This window comes from Microbacterium sp. S308A+, from assembly GCF_049800815.1.
In the GTDB taxonomy this organism is placed as follows: domain Bacteria; phylum Actinomycetota; class Actinomycetes; order Actinomycetales; family Microbacteriaceae; genus Microbacterium.
In genome coordinates, this window is record NZ_JBNAFT010000001.1 from 875,641 (window position 1) to 897,948 (window position 22,308).

Here is a 22,308-nt window from a genome sequence, read left to right on the forward strand (position 1 = left end):
TCCGCTCGTCCCGGACCCCGCCCCTGCACCCCCGCCCGCCGCTCCTCCGGCCTCGGCTTCCGTGCATCTGCCCGAGGCGCGGGCGGAGGAGGACGCGGAGCTGCGTACCGCCATGCAGCGGGTCCGCGCCGAGGTCGCGAAGGCCGTCGTCGGCCAGGACGGGACCGTGACCGGACTGCTCGTCGCGCTCCTCGCCCGTGGCCATGTCCTGCTGGAAGGCGTGCCGGGCGTCGCCAAGACGCTCGTCGTGCGGGCGTTCTCCCGCGCGCTCGGGCTGGACACCACGCGCGTGCAGTTCACTCCCGACCTCATGCCGGGCGACGTGACAGGCTCCCTCGTCTACGACGCGAGCGCCGGAGAGTTCGAGTTCCGTCCGGGCCCGGTCTTCACGAACATCCTGCTCGCGGACGAGATCAACCGCACGCCACCCAAGACCCAGGCGGCCCTCCTGGAGGCCATGGAGGAGCGGCAGGTCTCCTCCGACGGCACCAGCAGGCCTCTCCCCGATCCCTTCCTCGTCGCCGCGACCCAGAACCCGGTCGAGCACGAGGGGACCTACTCGCTGCCGGAAGCGCAGCTGGACCGGTTCCTCATGAAGCTCGTCGTCGGCATGCCGGAACGCGATGCGGAGGTCTCGGTGCTGCGGCGGCACGCGGCCGGCTTCTCGCCGCGGGAGCTCACCGACCTCGCCGCGGTGGTGACGGGGGACGAGATCGTCGCCGCGCAGCGCGCGGCCGCCGCCGTCGAGGTCACCGACGACGTGCTCGGCTACGTCGTCGACCTCGCCCGCGCGACGCGACAGGCCCCGTCCGTGCAGCTCGGCGCGAGCCCGCGCGCGTCGACGGCGCTCCTCGCGGCGGCCAAGGCCTGGGCCTGGCTCAACGGCTCGAGTGCGGTCACCCCGGATCACGTGCAGACGATGCTCGTCCCCGCCTGGCGCCACCGGCTCCGTCTCCGCCCCGACGCGGAGATGGAGGGCGTCTCGGCCGACGCCGTGCTCTCCTCCGTCCTCCAGCAGACCCGGGTGCCGATCTAGGTGTTCGTCTCTGGCCGTCTCGTCGTCCTCGTCGCCCTCGGCGCGATCCCGGTAGCCCTTCTCACGGGTGCCGGGCTCTCGCCATGGCTGACGCTGTGCGCCTGGCTGCTGCTGTGTGCGCTGCTCGTCCTCGTGGACGTGCTGCGGGCGGCGTCGGTCGGGGCGCTGCGCGTGAGCAGAGAGGTCCCTGGGAGGGTCCGCCTCGGTGAGCCGACGAGCGCGTCCGTCGCCGTGCACAACCTCGGGACGAGGCGCCTGCGCGGCCTGCTGCGCGACGCCTGGCAGCCGACGGCCGGAGCGCCGGTCGCCCGCATGCTCCTCGACGTGCCGGCCGGCGAGCGGCGGCGGGTGGAGATCCCGCTGCTCCCCCGGCGACGCGGCGAGCTGGAGAGCGCCTTCGTCGCGGTTCGCGCCTTCGGCCCGCTCCGGCTCGCCGGGAGGCAGGGCAGACACGCGGTCCGCGGGGCCGTCCGCGTCCTCCCGCCCTTCGCCTCCCGCCGGCACCTGCCCTCACGGCTCGCCCGCCTGCGCGAGCTCGACGGCAACACGAGCGTCCAGGTCCGCGGCCAGGGCACCGAGTTCGACTCTCTGCGAGAGTACGTCCGCGGCGACGACGTCCGCTCGATCGACTGGCGTGCCACCGCGCGCGCAGGCACCACGATGCTGCGTACCTGGCGCCCCGAGCGAGACCGCCACGTCGTCGTCCTCATCGACACCGGTCGCACCGCCGCGGCGCGCGTCGGGGACGGCACCCGGCTCGACGCCGCCTATGAGGCCTCCCTCCTGCTCGCGGCCCTCGCTCAGCGCGCCGGCGATCACGTGCACCTGCTGCTGTTCGACCGCGTGGTGCGAGGGCGCGTCACCGGCGTCGACGGTCCGGGCCTCCTGCCTGCGTTGTCCGACGCCATGGCCCCGGTGCACGCGCGCCTCGTCGACACCGACTGGGGCGCAGCCTTCGCGGCGGTCCGCACCGTCACCACCCGACCTTCGCTCATCGTCGTGCTGACCGCGCAAGACGCGCCGGAGAGCGCCAGGGGCTTTCTCGGCGCCTTTCCTGGCCCCTCACGCTCCACCACCATCCTCGTCGGCTCCGCCACGGACGTGTCGATCGCCGCCCTGGCCCGGCAGCGCGAGACGCGCGAGGAGATCTATCTCGCCGCCGCGGCGGAGCGCACCCTTCGCGATGCCGAGGCCGTCGCCCTCGCCATCCGCCGCGCGGGAGGCGAGCCGCTGGCCGCCGATCCGGAAGATCTGCCACCGCGGATCGCCGATCGCTATCTCGAGCTCAAGGCGACCGGGCGACTCTGAGGACCACCCGACTCACCTCCTTTTCCCCGGTCAGCCCCGTCTTCCCAACGGCGATGCCGACCGACGCAACGCCGACGGTCGCCCACTCCCCTTTCCCTCCTTCTTCTGAATGATTCAGGACAAGGTACGGTGGACGCATGACGACCGCCGGGGCCACACCTTCCGCCGCCGACCGGCTCCGCGCGGCCGGCCTGCGTGTCACGGTGCAGCGTCTCGCGGTGCTGGAGACGTTGCGGACACGCCCGCACAGCTCAGCGGAGACGATCTTCGCCGCCCTCCGCGCGGAAGCCCCGGTGATCGCCCTCCCGACCGTGCACAGCATCCTGGGCGATCTCACCTCCGGCGGGATCGTTCGTCGAGTCAGCCTTCCCGACGCGGGGAGGGCGCTGTACGAGCTGCAGCACGGCGACGACAACCACCACCACGTCCAGTGCGTCGGCTGCGGCCGTGTCGAGGACGTCGCGTGCGCCGTCGGCGCCGCTCCCTGTCTCCACCCCTCTCACGATCACGGCATGCGCATCCTCGAGGCGACCGTGACGTTCCGTGCCCTGTGTTCCGAATGCGAAAGGAAGAGCAATGGCTGACAAGCCCGCAACCACCACCCAGACCGGCACCCCGGTCGCCAGCGACGCGCACTCGCTGACCGTCGGATCCGACGGCGTCACGGCGCTGCACGACCGCTATCTCGTCGAGAAGCTCGCGTCGTTCAACCGCGAGCGCGTGCCGGAGCGCAACCCGCATGCCAAGGGCGGCGGCGCGTTCGGGGAGTTCGAGGTCACGGAGGACGTCTCGCGGTACACCCGCGCCGCCGTCTTCCAGCCCGGCGCCAAGGCCGAGGTGCTGCTGCGCTTCTCCTCCGTCGCCGGGGAGCAGGGGTCCCCCGACACCTGGCGCGACGTGCGTGGCTTCGCCCTCCGCTTCTACACGGCCGAGGGCAACCTCGACATCGTCGGCAACAACACCCCGACCTTCTTCCTCCGCGACGGCATGAAGTTCCCGGACTTCATCCACTCGCAGAAACGCCTCGGCGCCTCGGGGCTGCGCAACGCCGACATGCAATGGGACTTCTGGACCCTCTCCCCCGAGTCGGCCCACCAGGTCACGTATCTCATGGGCGACCGCGGGCTCTCGCGCAGCTGGCGTCACGTCAACGGCTACGGCTCGCACACCTATCAGTGGGTCAACGCCGCGGGCGAGCGCTTCTGGGTGAAATACCACTTCCTCTCCCAGCAGGGCGTCGAGCCGATCTTCGCGGACGAGGCCGAGCGTCTGGCCGGCGCCGACGCCGACCACTACCGTCGCGACCTCTTCGACGCGATCGCAGCGGGCGACTTCCCGAAGTGGGACGTCTACGTTCAGGTCATGCCGTACGAGGAGGCGAAATCGTACCGCTTCAACCCGTTCGACCTCACCAAGACCTGGTCGAAGAAGGACTACCCGCGGATCAAGGTCGGCACGTTCGCGCTGAACCGCAACCCGCGCAACTTCTTCGCCGAGATCGAGCAGGCCGCGTTCTCCCCCGGCAACCAGGTCCCCGGCACCGGGATCTCGCCGGACAAGATGCTCATGGCCCGCGTGTTCGCCTACGCTGACGCGCAGCGCTACCGCATCGGGGCGAACTACAACCAGCTGCCGGTGAACCAGCCGCACGCTGCCGAGGTCCGCAACTACATGCACGAGGGCCAGATGCAGTATCACTTCAACGCCCCCGAGCACCGGGTCTACACCCCGAACTCGTATGGCGCCGCCGGAGGCCCCGAGGCCGACCCGCTGGCCGGCGTCGAGGCGAGCTGGGAGTCGGACGGCGAGCTCGTGCGCTCCGCCGCCACGCTGCACGCCGAGGACGACGACTTCGGCCAGGCCGGCACGCTGTACCGCGAGGTCTTCAGCGACGAGCAGCGCGCGCGCTTCGTCGAGACCCTCGCGGGGCAGTACGGCGGAATCACCGTCCCCGCGATCCAGGAGCGCTTCTTCTGGTATTGGGGCCAGGTCGATGCCGAGCTTCCCGACGCGATCCGGGCGAGGATCGCCGCCTGACGGACTCGTCCGAGAACGGCACAGGAGAGGGGTCGGATGCGTCGGCATCCGACCCCTCTCGGCGTGCCCCGGCGGCTCGACCGCGACAGGGCGTGAGGATGTGCAGGGGCGCGGCGTCCTTCGGGCCCGCTTCCTCCCGGTTCATCGAGAGAAGAGGAGCCTCCATGAGCGCGTCTCCGCCCACCGTGTCCATGCCGTCGACCGGCGCCCGTCTGGTCGCCGAGGGCTTCGGCACCTTCCTGCTCGTCTTCGGAGGCGTGGGCACCGCCGTCTTCGCCTCCGCGCTCTTCGCCGAGCCTGCCGCCCGCTCGACCGTCTATCTCGCCGTCGCCCTCGCGTTCGGCCTCACGGTCATCGCCGGGGCATACGCGTTCGGCCCGATCTCGGGCGGCCACTTCAACCCCGCTGTCACGCTCGGCGTCGCCGCCGCCGGACGCATGCCGTGGAGCGAGGTCCTCGGCTACGTGATCGCCCAGGTCGTCGGAGGCGCCGTGGCGACCACGGTTCTCACCCTCATCGGCACGTTCGGCCCGCAGGGATGGCTGGCCCGTGCCCAGGACGCGGGGTTCGCCAGCAACGGATGGGACTCCCACTCCCCGAGCGGCTTCGGCATGTTCGCGGCGATCATCGTCGAGCTCGTCCTCACGGCCCTCTTCCTGTTCATCATCCTCGGCACCACCCATCCCGAGCGCGGCACGAGGTTCGCCGGGCTCGCGATCGGCCTCACCCTGACCCTCATCCACCTCGTCAGCATCCCGGTCGACAACGCCTCGGTGAACCCTGCGCGCTCGCTCGCCACGGCCATCTATGGCGGGATCGGCCCGCTGTCCCAGCTCTGGGTGTTCCTCGTCTTCCCCGCCGTCGGCGCCCTGATCGCCGGCTTCACCTACCGGGCGCTCTTCGACACCATGGTCGTGGTCCCGGCCGGGACGGACACAGCGTCCTGATCAGGCGGCCGTGAGCGTCGGAGTCCCTGCCTCGAACTCGACCAGATCCCCGGTCTCGCCTCGCCGCGCCGCGCGACCGCCGATGACGAGCATGTAGACGAGAAAGGCCGCGAGCGCGGCGACACCGATCCCGATCTTCACGGGCCAGGGAAGCGCCCAGCCGGTCACGAAACCCTCGATGAGTCCGGCCAGCGCGAGGGCGAAGACCAGGCCGAGAGCGATCGTGCCGAGCGAGCGGCCGGCATCGGCCAGCGCCACGCCTCGCGTCCTCGGCCCCGGAGCGACCCAGGCCCAGAACACGTGGAGTCCCGCGGCCGCCGCGACGAAGACGCAGGTGAGCTCGAGGAGCCCGTGCGGAAGCAGATAGAGCACCATCACGTCGCCCCGCCCATGGGCGAACATCACGGCCGCCGAGACCCCCAGGTTGACCGCGTTCGAGACCACGACGTAGACAGGCCAGATCCCGGTGACCCCGAACACCACGCACTGCGCGGCGATCCAGGCGTTGTTGGTCCACACCAATCCGGCGAAGACGGCGGCAGGGTTCTCCGTGTAGTAGTCGGTGAACGACTCCTCGGCGTACTGCTGCAGGAAATCGGCGGGCCCGAGAGCGGCGACGCGGGCGGGATCCGCGGTGATCCACATCGCCATCGCCGCGACGACGGCGAGCGTGACGAGCGCGATGGCGAGCGTTGTCCATCGCACCCGATAGAGGGCGGCGGGGAGCTGGAGGGCGAAGAACCGACCGGCCTGACGGAGCACGTTGTCCCCGGTCCCGGTGAGGCGCAGCCGCGCGCGGGCAAGGATCGTGGACACGTGCGCACTCTGCGGCGAGCTGCCCACCGAGGTCTTGAGGTCGGCGAGATCGGCGGAGGCGGCCCGGTAACGGGTGATCAGCTCGTCGACGCCCTCGCCGTCCAGACGCGAGCGCGCGAGCACGTCGAGCCGCTCCCATTCGGCGCGGCGGGCATCGGCGAGGGCATCGGCATCCACCTCACCAACAGTACGCCCAGCTGCTTTACTGGACCCATGTCCGATCGCCCCACCGCCGACGACGAGATCCTGTCCGGCGAGGCCGTCGCGATCGACGTCCAGCCCGTCGGCTTCTTCCTCCGCGCGCTCGGCGCCGCGATCGACGTGCTCCTGTCGATCGGCGTGTTCGTCGCCTTCCTCGTCCTGCGCCTCTGGCTCGGCGCTGCGGGCGTCGGCCCTGCGATCGATCGCATCCTCGTCGTCCTCGCCGCCGTGGTCGCCTTCGTCGTCGTGCCCTGCACAGTCGAGGCCGCCACTCGGGGCCGGAGCCTCGGAAGGCTCGCGGTGGGCGGACGGATCGTGCGGCTGGACGGCGGAGGGACCGGCTTCCGGCACGCCTTCATCCGCGCGCTCGTCGGCGTCCTGGAGATCTACCTCACCGTCGGCGCGGTCGCCCTGCTCACCGGGGTCTTCTCCCCTCGCTCGCAGCGTCTCGGCGACCTGCTCGCCGGGACGTACAGCCAGCGCGTCCGGACGCCGCCTCTGCCCGTGCACGCGCCGACCATGCCGCCGTCCCTCGCGGGCTGGGCCGGGATCGCCGACGTCGCCCGTATGCCGGACCGGCTTGCCCGGCGCATCTCCCAGTTCCTGCAGCATGCCGATCGCATGCTGCCGCAGGCAAGGACGCGTGTGGCCGCTGAGCTGCTCGCCGAGGCGGGCCCCTACATCTCCCCGATGCCGGCCGCCCCCGACGAGATGGTGCTCGTCGCCGCGACCGTGCTGCGCCGCGAGCGTGAGACCAGGGCCCTCGCGATCGCCGACGACCGCGCCGAGCGGCTCACTCGCGTCCGGATCCGGGTCTGATCCCGGCCGAGCCGGGTCTCGCCCGGGATCAGGCCTGCAAGGTCTCGTGCCGGATCACGATCCACCCCGCCGGCACCGAGAGACGGTCGGTGTGGATCGCGCACAGGTCATGCGCATGCGGATCGTCCGCCGCCCCGAGCGGTCCCAGCGCGGCCATCTTGTCGCCGTAGTCGTAAGTGAGCGTGGCGACGGCCTCACGCGCGCAGCCGATCTTGGAGCAGAGTCGTCCGTACATATCGTCGTCAGCATAGGTCCCTGTCCCGTCCGTGCGCCGGAGCCGCGCGGCGATGCACCTAGACTGGCCGCATGCCTCGCCGCCGATCGCACAGGAAGATCGCTCTCCCCCGTCGCGGCGCGCGGCACGACCGGCACGGGCGGCTCGGCCGCAGCCCGGTGGTCCGCCCGCCGCTGCCCCCTCTCGACGGCCGCAGGGACCGGTTCGACCTCACGGTCGGGACCGCCGTGGAGTTCCTCCGGGCGACCTGGCCCGAGCTGCGCGATGTCCGCTTCGACATCGCCTCGATGCCCGCGTCCTCGGACGGGGAAGGGATGCCCCGCTGGCGCGTCGATGCGCGGCAGCGCCGGATCACGCTGTACCGCGTGCCGATAGAACGGCTTCTCCTCCCCGGGCACGACGACGACGCGCATCGCCGGATCGCGATCGAGGGGTCGGTCTTCCGCGCCGCGGCGGAGTACGCCGGTCGCGATCCCTGGGATCTCGGGCCATCCGGCCCTCGTGATCACTGATAGACGGTGATCTCCGGCGACGTCGTCGTGGCCGGCCACACGGGATAGCCCGCGATCTGCCCCGTCCCGACGTATCCGATCGCCGCGCGGACCGGATGGTCGGCCTCGAGCGTATACACGGCCCCCGCGTTGAGGGGGACGGTCGCCGAGCCCCCGGCCGGGATCGTCCTCTCCTCCGGCTTCCCGCCAGCGGTCGGAGTGAGCGTGACCCTGGCCTCGGCCGCCCCCTGGTTGCGTACCTGGAGCTGGGGCGAGGGCCCCTGCGCGACCGCGAACGCCGTCGTGCCGTCGAGGAGCGGTGCGGGCGTCATCCAGGCGAAGTCCGCGCCCTTGTCGAAGCTGGTGGTCTGCCATGCGCCGGCGACGACCGGTGCCGTCGCATCGATGTCGATGCTGTAGAGACCGGGTTTGAGAGCGGACATGTCGACCTCGGCCGGCTGCCCGGCGGTGAGGGCGACGGTCTTCTCCTCGCTGGCAGAGGCACCGCCGTCCGCGTTTCGCGCCTGGATGCGCACCGTCGCGTCGCTTGCGGGCGCGAGGAGACGGACGAGCGTCGAGACGCCCTCGCCGGTGGCGGGCAGGACGACGCGGACTCCCAGCAGGGACTGCGAAGTCTCCGGCCGCGCGACGCCGTCCTGGAGGTCGATGCCGGCGGGGTCGAGCGTCCGGATGAGGCTGGACTGCAACGCCGCACGGATCGGCGCCCCGCTCGAGACGACCTGGACGACCGGGCTCGTCTCGCCGGCCGCGCCCGCTGCCAACGGCAGCGAGCGCTGCGTCCGCGGCGGCACGACGACGTCGCTCGTGCGTCTCTCGCCCTCCTGCCCGAAGATCGTGAACGACACCGTCGCAGAGACCTCGCCGGGGTTCGCCAGAAGGAGGATGTCGCTGGAGCCGGTCGTCCCGGCGCCGCCGATGATCCACGACTGCATGCTCGGCGGACGGCAGGCGGCGGCCGCGAAGCCGGCGAGGTCCGTGGCGGCGATCGACACCGACGACGCGGCAGCGGCCAGCGCCGGCGTGCGATCGACGGGTGGCGCGACGTACAGCGGCATGGTCGCCGCACCGACGAGATCGGCGAGCCCGAGGTCCTCGGTGTCCACGGTGAATCCGTCCGCTGCACCGACCGTCGTGGTCGGGGTGCCCGCGACCGAGATCTGACCAGCGTTCTGCGCGTCTCGCCCCAGCGCCCTGAACGGTCCCGCGCAGGTGAGCAGCGTGTCGCCCGGGACGGGAGCGACAGAGGTCTGCGCGGGCTCGTGCACGACGGAGGGCCACGCGGCGGGGACCGCGAATGCGGCGCCCACGACGCAGGCGGCGGAGACGATCGCTCCGGCGACGATGCGCACTCCGATGGTCGCTGCGCGTCCCGCGCTCGATGTCGTCATCGGTCGCCTCCCTCCGCCGCGCCGTTCGGCGCGCCGCCGTCCGGTTCGCCTGCGCCCGGTTCATCGATCTCCGAGGCCGCGTCGTGTCGCGCCTCTTCGCCAGGGCCGTTCTCGTCCTGCGTCTGACCGATCTGCGCCTCGTCCCCTTGCGCTCCGTCCCCTTGCACCGGGGCGGCGACGCCGCCGGCGTCGTGAGCCGGGCCGGAGACCGGCGCATCAGCCGACTCGACGATCGGTTCGGGCACGGAGGACGCCTCCTCGCCCTGCTCTTCGGCAGAGGGCTCCTCCGGACCCTCCTCCGTGACGGATTCACGGCGCGTGGGTGCCCGCTCCGTGTCCTCCGGCGCCTCGGCCACCGACGGCGCGGGGTCGGCGACGGATCCGTCGACAGGCGGTTCCGTCGCGTCTGACGACGCCGGCGCCTCGGCCGTCGTCGCCAGGGCGGCGGGATCGGCTGCATCGCCTGCCTTCCTCCTCCGGGACGGCCTCTCTGCGCGCGCCTTCTCTGCGCGCACCGCGCCCACGCGTCTCCGGTTCTTCTCCGGCCGCGGCTCGCGCTCCGCGACGAGCCCGACGGCACGCGGCAGTCCCCGTGCGGCGCGGCGCGACGCACGGGTCGGGATCGCGAGCAGCAAGGCGGCGAAGAGCACGACGATCTCGAGGAGGGTGAACAGACGTGCGGTGCTCTGCTGAGCGAGACTCGGCTCCGCGCGAGGAGCAGGCTCGGCCTCGAGTCGCCAGAGGACTCCCTTCGTCGTCTCGCCGACGCGGACGAAGCCGGCCCGCTGGTCGAGGGCCGTCACGGCGCTCAGGCGCCGATCCTTGGCGGCCTCGGACTCGTCGCGGGAGGCCGCTTCGAGCAGGACGTAGCGGATGCTCCGCTGCGAGAGCTGCCCCGGCGCGTCGAAGTCCCTGGCCGAGATGAGGTCGACCGAGAGCTCGGCGACGCCGGCGTCCTGCGGCATCTGCGCCGTGCTGAGGATCGTCGCCTGCGCGCCGAGCGTCGCGCTCGCGCCCCAGACGACCTGTGCCCCGAGCCCGCCGTTCTGCTGGGCAGCGAGGACGAGGGTGCCGAGATCCCGGTCATCCCGCGCCTGCGCGTTCACATAGGCCGGCAGCGTGCTCAACGGCCCGTTCGTCAGCATCGACGCGTCCCTGGGCAACGCGGTGAGCGAGGGAGCCGCGACGACGGCCACGGCGACCGCGGCGACGATCGAGGCGAGACGCCGCAGGGCGGGGAGCGTGACGAGGCTGTCCAGGGTCACCAGCGCCGCCGCGACGACACCGATCCAGGCGAGGCTCAGCGCGGTTCCCGGCCAGACCGCGACCGGCTGCGACTGGTCGAAGCTCACCACGATGCCGACCACGGAAAGGGCGGTCACCAGGCCCGCCGCGGCGATCACGATCGAGAGGATCCCTGCGCTCCAGCGCCGGGAGAGCGGAGCGAGCAGGGCGAGCGCCGCGAGCGGAGCGCCGAGCCAGGGGACCCACGCCGCGGGGCCGCCGAGCATGACCTCCCAGCCCGCGTCGCCGGTGGTCGGGCTCCCGGAGACGAGCGCCAGGCGCCCCGCCGGGTCCGCTCCCGCCTGGGGCAGCCCGACGATCGCCCCCGGGTCCGCGAGCAGCGCCCAGGGGTTGCCGTGCCCGACCTGCCAGACGATGAGGGGAAGGAACACGACCGCCGCGGGGATGACAGTCCACAGGAGCCGTACGGCTCCGCGGAAACGCGCCCTCACGAGCAGGATCGCCATCGCCACGAGCCAGAGGAGGACGAGCGCCGGAGCGAGCGACGGCGCACAGGCGAGCGTGGCGGCGACGAGGATCGACGCGGCCCCCGCCGCCCCCCAGGAACGGTGGGCCACGACGACGGCGAAGAAGAGCCAGGGAAGCAGGAGATGCGCGATGACGGCGGCCGGGCGCCCCTGCGCGAGGGCGATGACGAACGTCGGCGCCAACGCCCAGACCGCGGCGCCGAAGATCCGCAGCCCCGGACGATCTGTGATCCGCGTCGCGGCGAACCAGCCGCCCAGGGTCGCAAGAGGCAACGCCGCCACCCACAGCAGCACCATCGCGAAGGAAGGAGCGGCGGGCCAGAGCGAGCCGATGACGGCCACGACCCCGGAGAACGGGTCTGCGGGGCCGATCAGGTCGACGCCGACTCCCCGCAGCCCGTAGGCGGCGTCCCGCCACAGTGCGGCGACCGTCTGCCGAAGGGGCAGGAGCGCTCCACCCCCGATCGCAGGCCAGGCGAGCAGGCCGATGAACGAGACGATGCCGACGACGAGAGCGGCGAGCACCGCCCAGGCGCCGCCGCCGGAGAAGAAGCCGAGCTCCTGGACTGCTCCCCCCTCGGCGCCGTGCCCGTCGTCCAGGCGCTGACGGAGCTGGGCCCTCGTGACACGGAGCGGGGCGATGCTCGCCCAGGACGCGGAACGGCGGGTGCGGATCGACCGGCGCGTATGGGCGACGGAGCCGCCGCTCACCAGGGCGACCGCCGCCGCACCCCACTCGGGCGCAACAGCCGCCGGCCTCTTGCCGACCAGGTGCGTGATCGACCGCCAGAGGGCGAGGGGAAGGAAGGACAGCCAGTGCAGCGGGACCGCGAACGCCGGAGCGTAGCTCATCCGCCGGTGCAGCTGGGCGCGACGGGCGGCGAAGGCATGGCCGGCGGTCGCCTCGGCGCCCCGATCGACCTCGATCGCCACGCGCGCGGCGGCGGTGAGCACGACGCGCCCGCCGGCGAGGCGTGCTCTGACGCCGATATCCAGGCCCTCGTCCGCGCCGCCGAGGCCCGGGTCAGGGCTCAGCTCGGCTCGATTCCCGGCACGGATGAGGAGACCGCGGACGTCGGCGCCGAGCGCGTCGTCCTGGGCGTCGTGCTGCGCCTGGTCGAGCTCCCCGTGCGCCGGGTCGATCGCCCGCCCATACCTGGTCATGCTCTGCCCGAAGGAGACGATGCGCCGAGGGTCATCGAGGTCCACGAGCTTGGGCGCGGCGACGGTCGCGGACGGCGACCGTTCCAAGGCGCCGACCAGATGCTCAAGCGCCTCCAGCTCGGGGACCGCCTCGTCGGTGAGGATCCAGGCCGAGAAGCCATCCTGCACACGAGGAAGGGCGAGAGACACCGCCGACGCGATCGTCGCGTTGGTCCTGGTCTCGATCACCGCCTCGGCCGCGGCCGCGACCCCGGCGCTCCCCCGCAAAGGCGCCGAGGAGCCGCGGATCACGATCGTGATGGCCGCGAGGGGAAGGGTCTGCACGGACAGCGCGTCGAGGGCACGCAGCACTCGCGCGAGGGCGTTCGCGCTCGAACGGGCGACGAGGATGGCATGTACTCGAGCAGGCATGGCGAAGTCAGCCTAAGCGGCGAGTCCCCGCTTGGCCGGTTGCGGGCGGGCGCGTCGAGGATCCGGTCGCGTGACGAACGCAGACGCCGCCGCGACGCTCAGCTGGCGCGACGCTTGAGCTTGCGACGTTCGCGCTCGGAGAGGCCGCCCCAGATGCCGAACCGCTCGTCGTTGGCGAGCGCGTACTCCAGGCACTCGCCGCGGACGTCGCACGAGGCGCAGATCCGCTTCGCGTCCCGGGTCGAGCCGCCCTTCTCGGGGAAGAAGGCCTCGGGATCGGTCTGCGCGCAGAGCGCGTCGGTCTGCCAGCTGAGGGACTCTTCCTCGTCGGAGGTGATGCGGCGGACGCCGGGAACGCCGAGGTTGACCGGATCGACGAACCAGTCCTCGGGGACCTCGGAACGATAACCGGTCATGTATGCCCTCCCAATCGTGGCCCCCCTGGTCGCATCGCGGGCCGCGTGCACCCCTAATTACACCCGTGTGATTCGCCCCGGTCAAGTCGCGGATCGTAAACCCTCAAGCGCCTCTTGAGGGTTCATCGAACACATCGGCGTGTCGCGATCCGCCTCGGCGTCTCAGACGGGCCCGGCTCCGGGCTCTGCGACGAACGCCTCCCCGACGCCGGACAGCACGAGCCTCGGCTCCGCGCCGTCGGCGAAGACCGCGGACCCCACCGGCACGGACACGACCGTTCCCGCATCGCCGGCCACACCCACCTCGCCGGCGGTCGCCAGCACCATCGCGGGCGTCCGTACGTCGAGAGAGACCTCACCGTCCACGCGCACCCGCCGGAGGGCGAAATCGGGCACCGGTACGGGGTATCCCTGAACCGCGGCGTCGGGTTCGGCACGGAGCACCGGCACGTCGCCCGAGGTCGTGTCGACGATCGCGAGCAGCTCCCGCACGTCGACGTGCTTGGGAGTGAGGCCCCCTCGCAGCACGTTGTCGCTCGCGGCCATGATCTCCACCCCCAGCCCGGAGACGTAGGCGTGCAGGAGACCGGCACGGACGAAGACCCCCTCGCCACGGGACAGGATGACGCGATTCATCAAGAGCGCGACGACGACCCCCGGGTCCTCCGGACTGCGCTCCGCGATGGAGCGGACGGTCGCCAGCTCCTCGACGTCCGCCGCCTCGACCCCCGCGACGACGTCCGAGATCTCCTCGGAGGTCGCCTCGTCCAGTGCCCAGCGGATGGCGCGGCGCAGCGGATCGTCGTCCTCGGCGAGCAGCGCTCGCAGACGGGCGACCCCCGGAGCGTCGCCCAGCGCCGCGAGGAGCGCGCGCGTCTCGTCGATCCCACGCAAGCCGCACAGGGCCTCGAAACGCTCGCTCAGCGCGACGACCAGCTCCGGCTTGTGGTTGTCGTCGCGATAGTTCCGTGCCGGGTCGTCGGGAGCCATCCCGCTCTCCCTGGCGTGCCCCTCCTGCGCCTGGGCCCGTGTCGGGTGGACCTGTATCGACAACGGTGCGCCTGCCGCGAGGAGCTTCAAGAGATAGGGCAGTCCGCCACCGGTCAGAGCATCGAGCGTCCGCCCATCGTGCAGGTCTGCCGGGTCGCCCGGATGATCGCCGAACCAGACCTCGGCCTCGGGCGCTCCCGTCGCCGGCCGCCCTTCGAGGGCGGCGAGGAGCGACGTCGAGCCCCAGGCGTAGTCGCGCGGCGCGTTGGAGATCTCATGCAGCATACGCCCAGCCTAGGAGAAGGAGAGACGAAGGCCGCAGGGTACCCTGATCCACGATGGCCCAGCATTCCCGACTCTCGGTCGCCCCGCCACCGACTCCGCCGGCGCGCGTGTCCACGGGGCAGCTTCTGCTGCGCGGTCAGGTCACGCTGACCTTCTTCGCCGTGCTGGCCCACACCGCCGTGTTCAACCTCCTCGGGGCCCCCGGCGCGGCGACCGCGCTGGCCGTGCTCCTCGCGGGCACCCTGGCGACGGCGATCCCGCACGTCATCCGGCAGCGCCCTGTGCGCTTTCCCTGGCGACGCCTCCCGTGGGCCGCGCTCGCCTACGTGGCGTTCGCTCTCCTCTCGCTGCTGTGGTCGCGCTGGCCGCAGGCGACCGCTCTCACCTGGAGCCTGCAGGCGGCGATCACCGTCGCCGCGCTGTTCGCCGCCTTCGTCCTCAGCTGGCAGCAGCTCATCCGCTCCCTCTCCTCGGCGCTGAAGTGGATCCTCGGCCTCTCTCTCGTGATGGAGACGTGGGTCGCGCTGCGCGGCCGGCCCCTGCTGCCGAACTTCGCCGACGTCCCTGCCGGCAAGGTCGACCCGCAGTGGTACTGGATCCGCGGCAACCTCTTCGACGGCGGGCGCCTGCAGGGGATCGTCGGGAACGCCAACACCCTCGCCTTCCTGTGCGTGCTCGCCCTGATCGTCTTCGGCGTGCTCTTCGCAGCCCGAGCGCGCCGCAGGGGCATGCTCGTCGTCTGGACGGGCGTCGCCGTCCTCCTCCTGTTCCGGGCGGCCTCGGCCACCTCCGTGCTCTGCCTCCTCGCGGTCGCCGTCGTCCTCGCGCTGACGCTGCTCATGCGTCGCACCCGCAGCCCCGAGCAGAGGACCCGCCTCTATCTGCTCTTCGCCGGCTTCGGCCTTGCCTCGATCCTCGTGCTGTGGCTGGAGCGAGACGTCGTCTTCGGCCTCCTCGGCCGCGGCTCCGACCTCACGGGGCGTCAGGGGATCTGGGACGCCGTGCTCGCACGCGCCGTCGAGCGGCCTGTCGTGGGCAACGGGTTCTCCTCGCCCTGGGTGCCGTGGGACCCGGCCTTCTCGGGATGGATCGTCGATCATGGGATCACGGTGTTCCACGCGCACGAGATGTGGCTCGACGTCTTCCTGCAGCTTGGCGTGATCGGCGTGGCGCTGATGGCGATGGTCCTCCTCGCGATGATCTGGCGGGCCTGGTTCTTCGCCGTCGACCGCCCGCGCTGGGATCTGCGGACGGACCGCCCCTACTCGGCGCTCGCGCTGCTGCCGGTCCTCGTCGGCACCATGCTCCTCGTCCAGGGGCTCGTGGAGTCCGGGCCGATCATGCTGTGGGGCTGGCTGCTCGTCGTTCTCCTCTCTTTCAAGATGAAGGCCGTGCCGCTGGTCGGCCGCGGCCTCAGCGAACGCGATCGCACCGTGGAGACCGGGACCCCGGCGAGGCGAGCGCCGTGACCGTCCGGCGGCACGGGGTGGCCCGGCTGCTGGCGTCGGCCGAGATCGCGCGTGCCTTCACCCTCGCCGTGCTCCTGACCGTGTTCGGCTCGTTCGCGATCGAGCGGCTCTCCAGCACGGTGACGCTCGTCACCGTCGTGGCCGTGCTCTGCGCGATCGGCGCGGGGATCCTGTTCGTCCGCCGCGACGAGCTCTCTCTCCTCCGCCTCGTCCCGTCGACCCTCCTCGCCTTCCTCGCCTGGACCCTCGCGAGCTCGATCTGGTCCACCGACAAGGCCCAGACGCTGCGCGGGTGGGCTGCGCTCCTCGGCTTCGCCTTCCTCGCCGTGACGATCGGGCACGTCCGCGACACGCTGCAGACGGTCCGGGCTCTCGGCGACACCCTCCGCATCCTGCTCGCCACGTCGCTCGGGATCGAGATCCTGTCCGGCGTCCTCCTCGACATCCCGATCGCGTTCCTCGGCGTGCAGGGCAACCTCGCCGCAGGCGGCCCGGTGCAGGGCCTCTTCGGCAGCCGCAACATGCTCGGGTTCGTGGCGGTCGTGGCCCTCATCACCTTCGTGGTCGAATGGCGCTCGCAGTCGGTGTCCACCGCCGTCGCCGTTCCCTCGATCGCGCTGGCGGTCCTGCTCGCCCTGTTCTCCGCGTCACCGACGGTGATGGTGCTCGGCCTCGTGGTGGGTGCCGCGAGCATCGTCCTGGTCCTCGTCCGCCGCGCCGGACCCGAGGGGCGGGTGGCGATGCAGTGGACCCTCGGCGGGCTCGTCGTGGTCGGCCTCGCCGTCGCCTTCCTCTTCCGGCAGCGCATCGTCGACGTCCTCAACGCCGGGTCCGACTTCAGCACGCGCACGAAGCTCTGGGACGTGCTTCTGGACTGCTGGAAGCCCCGCCCCGTCCACGGCTGGGGGTGGTACGGGCCCTGGCAGCGCTCTGACTACCCGTTCAACGCGATCAACTTCCTGACCGCGGACCACCACCGGACCGCCCTCAATGCCTATCTCGACACCCTTCTGCAGGTGGGAGCCGCGGGCCTGCTCCTCTTCCTCCTCCTCGGCGGCATCGCGCTCGTGCGCTCCTGGCTCGTCGCCAGCATCCGCCGTTCGATCGTGTACGCCTGGACGCCGCTCGTGCTGGTGACGCTCGCGGCGGAGTCGATGTTCGAGAGCTTCACGCTCGCTGACGCCGGCTGGTTCCTGCTGGTCCTGTGCGCGCTGCGAGCCGGCCAGTCCCGTTCCTGGCGGGAGAACATCGATGCCGCCCAGACCGGCACCGCGCCCACGCTCCCCGCCCGCTGACGTCACGGAGACGCACGACACTGCCGGGCGTTCTCAGGGCCGTTCCGCCTCGGGCCGATAGGCTACTCCCGGCCCGATTCGTGTGCCCCTGATCCTTCGGAGTCCGTGCCCGTGACCTACGTCCTGCAGAACGTCGTCTTCCCTCTCGATCGGGACCCTGACCTCCTGCCGCTGTACGCCGATCCCGAGACCTGGACCTCCATCGAGGACGAGCCGGTCCGCGTCTCCGCACGCGCCCACCTCGGCAACGTCCTCGGCCGTCACCGCGCGCGCATCGGCGCAGGGCGGCGCGTCTCCTTCGCGTCCTACTTCAACGCCTTCCCCGCGTCGTACTGGCAGCACTGGACCGGCGTCCGGCAGATCGCCCTCACGGTGCGGACCACGGGTCCTGCCACCGTGCTCGTCTATCGCTCGAACGGATCGGGGGTCCGCCAGCGTCTCGCGACGCAGGAGGTCCAGGGCGACGCGACCACGACCTTCCCGCTCTCGCTCACTCAGTACAGCGACGGCGGATGGATCTGGTTCGACCTCGTCGCCGACGAGGAGTCCGCCACCCTCGAGCACGCCATGTGGACCACCGAGGAGGAGCCGGCCCGCGTCGGCCTGGCCTCGATCGGGATCACGACGTTCGACAAGCCCGACTACTGCGTCCGGACGCTCCAGGCGCTCGCCGCGTCCCCCGATGTGCTCGAGCTCGTCGACCGGGTCTTCCTCGTCGACCAGGGCACACGGATGGTCGCCGACGAGCCGGGCTATGCCGAGACCTCCGCAGCGCTCGGCGAACGTCTCGTCGCCATCCGGCAGCCGAACCTCGGCGGGTCGGGCGGGTTCGCGCGTGCCATGCACGAGACGCTGCGGCGAGACGAGAGCGATTTCGTCCAGCTCCTGGATGACGACGTGCAGATCGAGCCCGAGGCGCTGCGGCGCTCCATCGTCTTCGGCCGGTTCGCGACCGAGCCGACGCTCGTCGGGGGTCATATGTTCGACCTGCTCGACCGAGCGCGGCTCCACGGCTGGGCCGAGGTCGTCGACGAGGCGCCGTTCATGTGGCGCAACCTCTATCAGGAGAGCATGCCGCACGACTTCGGAGCGGCGAACCTCCGCCAGTCCCGGCTCCTGCACATGCGGCTCGACGCCGACTACAACGGCTGGTGGATGTGCTTGATCCCGGTCGAGGCGATCCGTCGGGTCGGGCTCTCCCTGCCCGCCTTCATCAAGTGGGACGACGCGGAGTTCTGCCTCCGTGCCGGCAAGGCCGGCTTCCCGACCGTCTCCCTCCCCGGTGTCGCGCTCTGGCACGTCTCCTGGGTCAACAAGGACGACAGCATCGACTGGCAGGCCTACTTCCACGCCCGCAACCGGATCCTCGCCGGCCTCCTGCACTCGACGCTCCCCCAGGGCGGGCGTCTGCTCACGCACAGCCTCCGCGTCGACCTCAAGCATCTGATGATGATGCAGTACTACCCCGCGGCGCTGCGCGCGAAGGCCCTCCGCGACCTGCTGTCCGGCCCGGGGCATCTGCGGCACTCGCTGCGGCACGGGATGCCGGAGGCCAGAGCGCTCGCGACCGGCTTCGGGGAGACGCAGGTACACCGCGACGGGGAGGAGACGCCCCGCTCCCGCCAGGGGCGGGCGGTCTTCCCGCCGCGGATCCGCCCGGACGCGGACGCTCCGAGCGGCGTGCGTCTGCGGCTGCTCACGCTGAGGATCCTCGTCTCGCACTGGTTCCGCGCGCCGCACAGGGAGAACCTGGAGCGCCCCCAGGTCGAGCTCGGCAAGGACGACGCGCAATGGTGGCGGGTGTCCGGGTATGAGAGCGCGCTGATCAGCACGGCCGACGGATCGGGCAAGACCGTCTACACCAGGGACCGTGCACGATATCGGCGCATGCTGCGCGAGTCGATACGCCTGCACCGTCAGCTCAAGCGCCGCTGGCCCGAGCTCCAACGCGCCTACCGCAACGCTCTGCCGGACCTCGTGTCCGAGCGCGCCTGGCAAGAGATCTTCGAGGAGCAGGAATGACATCGCCCGCGACGCCTTTCGACCCCGCCTCCGCCGCGATCGTCATCGTCACCTACAACCGTTCGCACCTGCTCCGCGGCCTTCTGGAGAGCATCTCGCGGATGGAGCCGAAGCCCGGCAGGGTCGTCGTGATCGACAATGCCTCCGCGGACGACACCACCGAGGTCGTCGACGCGCTGCGCGCCGACCTCGGCACCGAGGTCGTCTACCGACGCCTGGACGCCAACACCGGCGGCTCGGGAGGCTTCAGCGAGGGCGTGCGCACGGCCTACGACCTCGGCGCCGAGTGGATCTGGCTCATGGACGACGACGTCGAGGTGCTTCCCGACGGCCTCGCCCGGATGGGCCGCTGGACCCCCCGCTTCAAGAGCATCCAGGGCCGCCGCTACGACTACGACGGCAGCGCCTTCTACTGGCAGTACCGCATCGCGGAGCGGATGGGCATCCCCATCCCGTTCGCGCCGGCCGGCTTCGACTCCTCCGGATTCAAGGAGATGAACAGCGGCTGCTTCGAGGGCATGTTCATCCACCGCTCGATCGTGCAGCGGATCGGGCTGCCCGACCCTCGCTTCTTCATCTACTGGGACGACCAGGTGTACGGCTGGCTCGCCTCTCGACAGACCACCGCGGTGATCGTCGACGAGTTCGTGCTCCGCCGCACCCGCGAGATCAAGCAGTGGGACATGGGCATCCGCCACATGAACGCGTCCAGCGACGCCTACCGTTACTACATCATGCGGAACCGGGCGTACATCAAGCACTACTACCGAGCCCAGGGCGCCTACAGCCCGCCGCTGTTCGCTCTCGGGACCGCGATGACCTTCGCGAAGGAGATCATCCGCCTGATCTTCGTGGAGCGCACCCTCCGCGGGACCAGCAACCTCTTCCGCGGCCTGCGCGACGGAGGGAAGATCGCACGGGACGCCGCCTGGCGCCCGATGGCACCCCTGGAGGACTGAGATGAGCGAGCAGCGCCCGAAGGCCGAGTGGATCTTCCCGCCCGAGCGTCCGCGGCGAGGGCGACGGATCGCTCTCGTCATCACCCTCGTCGTCGCCGCCCTGCTCGTGGCGGGCCTCATCGTCTTCCTCCTCTTCCCGCGCTCCTCGGCGATCCCCGATCCGACGTCCTCACCCTCGCCCTCCCCCACGGCGACGAGGACCCCGACGCCCACCGTCAGTCCGACGGCGACGCCCCTCCCGACGACGCCGGAGCCCACGGCGCCGCAGACCGAGCCGCCGGCGCCGGCAGACCCTGACGTCGAGACGTTCCGCGGTCAGGTCGCCCCCCGACTCGATGACGCGCTCGTCGGGCTCGATCTGCTCGCCGGCAAGAGCGGCCAGGAGGCCGTCGACATCGTCGACCAGCTGCAGCAGGACGCGCAGCGGCTCTCCGACGCCCAGCCCCCGTCGTCGATCGCGGAACGGTGGCGAGCCGCGATCTCCGCCTACGCCGCCGATCTGACGACGCTGCGGACCTCCGCGTCCGGCGGCGACACCGCCGGCGAGGTCGGCGCGGTGCGCGGCGACATCGACGGCCTCCGTCGCATCCTCGGAGCCTGACCGCGCGACGACGCCCTCGGCACGACCCGTGCGCGTCCGCGCCGTGCGTTCAGCGCCCGCCCGTGTGGTCCGCGTTGTAGCGGTCGAGGACCTCGCCGATCGGGCCGTCGAGCACGAGGCCTCCGCCGTCGAGGTAGAGGCCCCGTGTGCAGAAGCGTCGGAGGTCACGCTCGTTGTGGGAGACGAAGAAGAGCGTCCGGTCGTCGGCGAGCAGCTCGTCGATGCGTCGATAGCATTTCTCGCGGAACGCCTTGTCGCCCACCGCCAGCACCTCGTCCACGAGCAGGATGGGCTCGTCGAGCTGCGAGACGACGGAGAAGGCCAGCCGCACCTTCATGCCGTTCGAGAGATGCTTGTACGGCGTCTCCTGGAAGTCCTCCAGCTCCGCGAAGGCGATGATCCCGTCGTAGCGGCGGGCGATCTCCGCTTTCGGCATCCCGTGCAGGCCGGCGGTCAGCCGGACGTTCTCGCGCACGGTGAGGTCGCCGACGAAGCCGCCGGTGAGCTCGATGAGCGGTGCGACGCCGCCGGTCACGGACACGCGCCCCTCGTCGGGGAGGAGGACGCCGGCGACCAGCTTCAGAAGAGTCGACTTGCCCTGTCCGTTGCGCCCGACGACGCCGATCGCCTCGCCCTGCTCGACGGCGAACGAGACGTCGCGCAGCGCCCAGAACTCCCCCGGCCGTGCACGACGCGCCGCCCCTCCGAACAGGTCCTTGATGTTCCTCGGTCCGCGCCGCCCGCGGCGGAAGCGGACGCCGAGCCCTTCGACCTCGATCGCGCTCCCCATCACAGCTCCTTCAGGACGGCAGGCTCGAGGCGCCGGAAGACCAGAAGGCCGAGCGCGAGCACCCCGAAGCAGACGACGACACTGGTCACGACCGGCTCCACATGCCATTGATCGGGGAAGAACCCGACCCGGTAGAACGTGAAGATCCCGGAAAGGGGGTTGATGAGACCCAGGGACTGGAAGGGATGCGGAAGGTCCGAGAACCCGTAGATCACCGGCGAGGCGTAGAAGAGAGCCCTGAGAACGAGGCCGGTCGTCCGCTCCAGATCCGTGTACAGGACGGTGAGCGGGGCGATCAGCAGCCCGAGACCCACGAGCAGCACCACCTGCAAGGCGACGGCCACCGGGAAGCCCAACAGCCCCCAGCCCACCTGGGCGCCGCTGAAGACGGCGAACAGGACGAGGACGGGCAGCGAGCAGAGGAATTCGATCCCCTTGCTCAGGACGACCCGGGTGACCCAGGTCGACCGCGGGATCGCCGTCGACCTGATCAGCCGCGAGTCCTTGCGGAAGGCGCGGGTGAAGTCGCCGATCGAGGAGTTGAACCAGACCCACGGGAGCAGCGCCGAGATGAGGAAGACGATGTACGGCTCCTCCCCCACCTTGCGATGGAACACCTGGGTGAAGACGAACCAGTAGATCACGCTCATCACGAGCGGGTCGAGCACCGACCAGAAGTAGCCGAGGAAGCTCGTCGCATAGCGGACGCGGAGGTCACGGGCGGAGAGCAGCCACAGGGAGTGGACGTACCGCCGCGCGCTCCCCGGCGCGCCGATCGTTGTTCCGCTCATCGCCTGTCCTGTGTCCCCGTCCTGCGTCGGAGCGCGTGTCCGCG

The 22,308-nt window shown here is 71.4% G+C and carries 20 protein-coding genes; 12 read left to right on the forward strand and 8 right to left on the reverse strand.

Annotated features, from left to right (window positions below; translation table 11 throughout):
- The first annotated feature begins 112 nt into the window (after nucleotides 1-112).
- The 5 genes from ACP15J_RS04120 to aqpZ all read left to right on the forward strand — a co-directional run bounded on the left by ACP15J_RS04120 (nucleotide 113) and on the right by aqpZ (nucleotide 5,328).
- Nucleotides 113-1,036: an AAA family ATPase gene (locus tag ACP15J_RS04120; protein WP_424980884.1), complete on the forward strand. Its 924-nt coding sequence runs from the start codon at nucleotides 113-115 to the stop codon at nucleotides 1,034-1,036.
- Nucleotides 1,037-2,344 (forward strand): DUF58 domain-containing protein, encoded by a 1,308-nt coding sequence (locus ACP15J_RS04125; RefSeq protein WP_424935326.1) that lies wholly within the window; start codon nucleotides 1,037-1,039, stop codon nucleotides 2,342-2,344. It begins immediately after the preceding gene.
- Between the two features lie 137 nt (nucleotides 2,345-2,481).
- The gene (locus ACP15J_RS04130; RefSeq protein WP_424935325.1) at nucleotides 2,482-2,928 is read left to right on the forward strand and encodes a Fur family transcriptional regulator; all 447 of its coding nucleotides are present in this window, start codon (nucleotides 2,482-2,484) and stop codon (nucleotides 2,926-2,928) included.
- Nucleotides 2,921-4,381 carry a catalase gene (locus tag ACP15J_RS04135; protein ID WP_424935324.1) on the forward strand — a complete coding sequence of 487 codons (1,461 nt, stop codon included), beginning with the start codon at nucleotides 2,921-2,923 and terminating at the stop codon, nucleotides 4,379-4,381. Before ACP15J_RS04130 ends, ACP15J_RS04135 begins: the two co-directional genes overlap by 8 nt.
- Before the next feature lie 164 nt (nucleotides 4,382-4,545).
- The gene (gene aqpZ, locus ACP15J_RS04140; RefSeq protein WP_424935323.1) at nucleotides 4,546-5,328 is read left to right on the forward strand and encodes an aquaporin Z; all 783 of its coding nucleotides are present in this window, start codon (nucleotides 4,546-4,548) and stop codon (nucleotides 5,326-5,328) included.
- Here the strand turns inward: aqpZ and ACP15J_RS04145 are convergent, their stop codons facing one another.
- The gene (locus tag ACP15J_RS04145) at nucleotides 5,329-6,321 is read right to left on the reverse strand and encodes a stage II sporulation protein M (protein ID WP_424935322.1); all 993 of its coding nucleotides are present in this window, start codon (nucleotides 6,319-6,321) and stop codon (nucleotides 5,329-5,331) included.
- Nucleotides 6,322-6,357: 36 nt separating this feature from the next.
- On the opposite strand from ACP15J_RS04145, the gene ACP15J_RS04150 reads away from it, so the two are divergent.
- Nucleotides 6,358-7,164, forward strand: coding sequence for an RDD family protein (locus tag ACP15J_RS04150; RefSeq protein WP_424935321.1), 807 nt, complete (start codon nucleotides 6,358-6,360; stop codon nucleotides 7,162-7,164).
- 28 nt (nucleotides 7,165-7,192) lie between these two features.
- Here the strand turns inward: ACP15J_RS04150 and ACP15J_RS04155 are convergent, their stop codons facing one another.
- The gene (locus ACP15J_RS04155; protein WP_424935320.1) at nucleotides 7,193-7,399 is read right to left on the reverse strand and encodes a DUF3499 family protein; all 207 of its coding nucleotides are present in this window, start codon (nucleotides 7,397-7,399) and stop codon (nucleotides 7,193-7,195) included.
- A 71-nt stretch (nucleotides 7,400-7,470) separates the two neighbouring features.
- On the opposite strand from ACP15J_RS04155, the gene ACP15J_RS04160 reads away from it, so the two are divergent.
- Nucleotides 7,471-7,911 (forward strand): hypothetical protein, encoded by a 441-nt coding sequence (locus ACP15J_RS04160; RefSeq protein WP_424935319.1) that lies wholly within the window; start codon nucleotides 7,471-7,473, stop codon nucleotides 7,909-7,911.
- On the opposite strand, the gene ACP15J_RS04165 is transcribed toward ACP15J_RS04160, so the two are convergent.
- From ACP15J_RS04165 to manA, 4 genes are all read right to left on the reverse strand, one after another.
- Nucleotides 7,905-9,299, reverse strand: coding sequence for a DUF5719 family protein (locus ACP15J_RS04165; protein ID WP_424935318.1), 1,395 nt, complete (start codon nucleotides 9,297-9,299; stop codon nucleotides 7,905-7,907). The two genes, ACP15J_RS04160 and ACP15J_RS04165, sit on opposite strands and share 7 nt — an antisense overlap.
- Nucleotides 9,296-12,646 carry a hypothetical protein gene (locus tag ACP15J_RS04170; protein ID WP_424935317.1) on the reverse strand — a complete coding sequence of 1,117 codons (3,351 nt, stop codon included), beginning with the start codon at nucleotides 12,644-12,646 and terminating at the stop codon, nucleotides 9,296-9,298. Before ACP15J_RS04170 ends, ACP15J_RS04165 begins: the two co-directional genes overlap by 4 nt.
- 98 nt (nucleotides 12,647-12,744) lie before the next feature.
- On the reverse strand, nucleotides 12,745-13,062 hold the full coding sequence (locus ACP15J_RS04175; RefSeq protein ID WP_424935316.1) for a WhiB family transcriptional regulator: 318 nt from the start codon (nucleotides 13,060-13,062) through the stop codon (nucleotides 12,745-12,747).
- 162 nt (nucleotides 13,063-13,224) lie between these two features.
- On the reverse strand, nucleotides 13,225-14,337 hold the full coding sequence (gene manA, locus ACP15J_RS04180; RefSeq protein WP_424935315.1) for a mannose-6-phosphate isomerase, class I: 1,113 nt from the start codon (nucleotides 14,335-14,337) through the stop codon (nucleotides 13,225-13,227).
- A gap of 53 nt (nucleotides 14,338-14,390) precedes the next feature.
- On the opposite strand from manA, the gene ACP15J_RS04185 reads away from it, so the two are divergent.
- The 5 genes from ACP15J_RS04185 (at nucleotide 14,391) to ACP15J_RS04205 (ending at nucleotide 20,683) form a co-directional block, all read left to right on the forward strand.
- Entirely contained in the window at nucleotides 14,391-15,806 is a 1,416-nt protein-coding gene (locus ACP15J_RS04185) for an O-antigen ligase family protein (RefSeq protein WP_424935314.1), read from the forward strand.
- Complete coding sequence (locus tag ACP15J_RS04190; RefSeq protein WP_424935313.1) at nucleotides 15,803-17,101, forward strand: O-antigen ligase family protein; 1,299 nt, start codon at nucleotides 15,803-15,805, stop codon at nucleotides 17,099-17,101. The genes ACP15J_RS04185 and ACP15J_RS04190 overlap by 4 nt, the downstream gene beginning before the upstream one ends.
- A gap of 105 nt (nucleotides 17,102-17,206) precedes the next feature.
- The gene (locus ACP15J_RS04195) at nucleotides 17,207-19,123 is read left to right on the forward strand and encodes a glycosyltransferase (protein WP_424935312.1); all 1,917 of its coding nucleotides are present in this window, start codon (nucleotides 17,207-17,209) and stop codon (nucleotides 19,121-19,123) included.
- Nucleotides 19,120-20,082 carry a glycosyltransferase gene (locus tag ACP15J_RS04200; RefSeq protein ID WP_424935311.1) on the forward strand — a complete coding sequence of 321 codons (963 nt, stop codon included), beginning with the start codon at nucleotides 19,120-19,122 and terminating at the stop codon, nucleotides 20,080-20,082. Before ACP15J_RS04195 ends, ACP15J_RS04200 begins: the two co-directional genes overlap by 4 nt.
- A gap of 1 nt (nucleotide 20,083) precedes the next feature.
- Nucleotides 20,084-20,683: a hypothetical protein gene (locus ACP15J_RS04205; protein WP_424935310.1), complete on the forward strand. Its 600-nt coding sequence runs from the start codon at nucleotides 20,084-20,086 to the stop codon at nucleotides 20,681-20,683.
- Nucleotides 20,684-20,732: 49 nt separating this feature from the next.
- Here ACP15J_RS04205 and ACP15J_RS04210 read toward each other — a convergent pair whose 3' ends face one another.
- Nucleotides 20,733-21,473, reverse strand: coding sequence for an ABC transporter ATP-binding protein (locus ACP15J_RS04210; RefSeq protein ID WP_424935309.1), 741 nt, complete (start codon nucleotides 21,471-21,473; stop codon nucleotides 20,733-20,735).
- Nucleotides 21,473-22,264: an ABC transporter permease gene (locus ACP15J_RS04215; protein WP_424935308.1), complete on the reverse strand. Its 792-nt coding sequence runs from the start codon at nucleotides 22,262-22,264 to the stop codon at nucleotides 21,473-21,475. Before ACP15J_RS04215 ends, ACP15J_RS04210 begins: the two co-directional genes overlap by 1 nt.
- Between the last annotated feature and the right edge of the window lie 44 nt (nucleotides 22,265-22,308).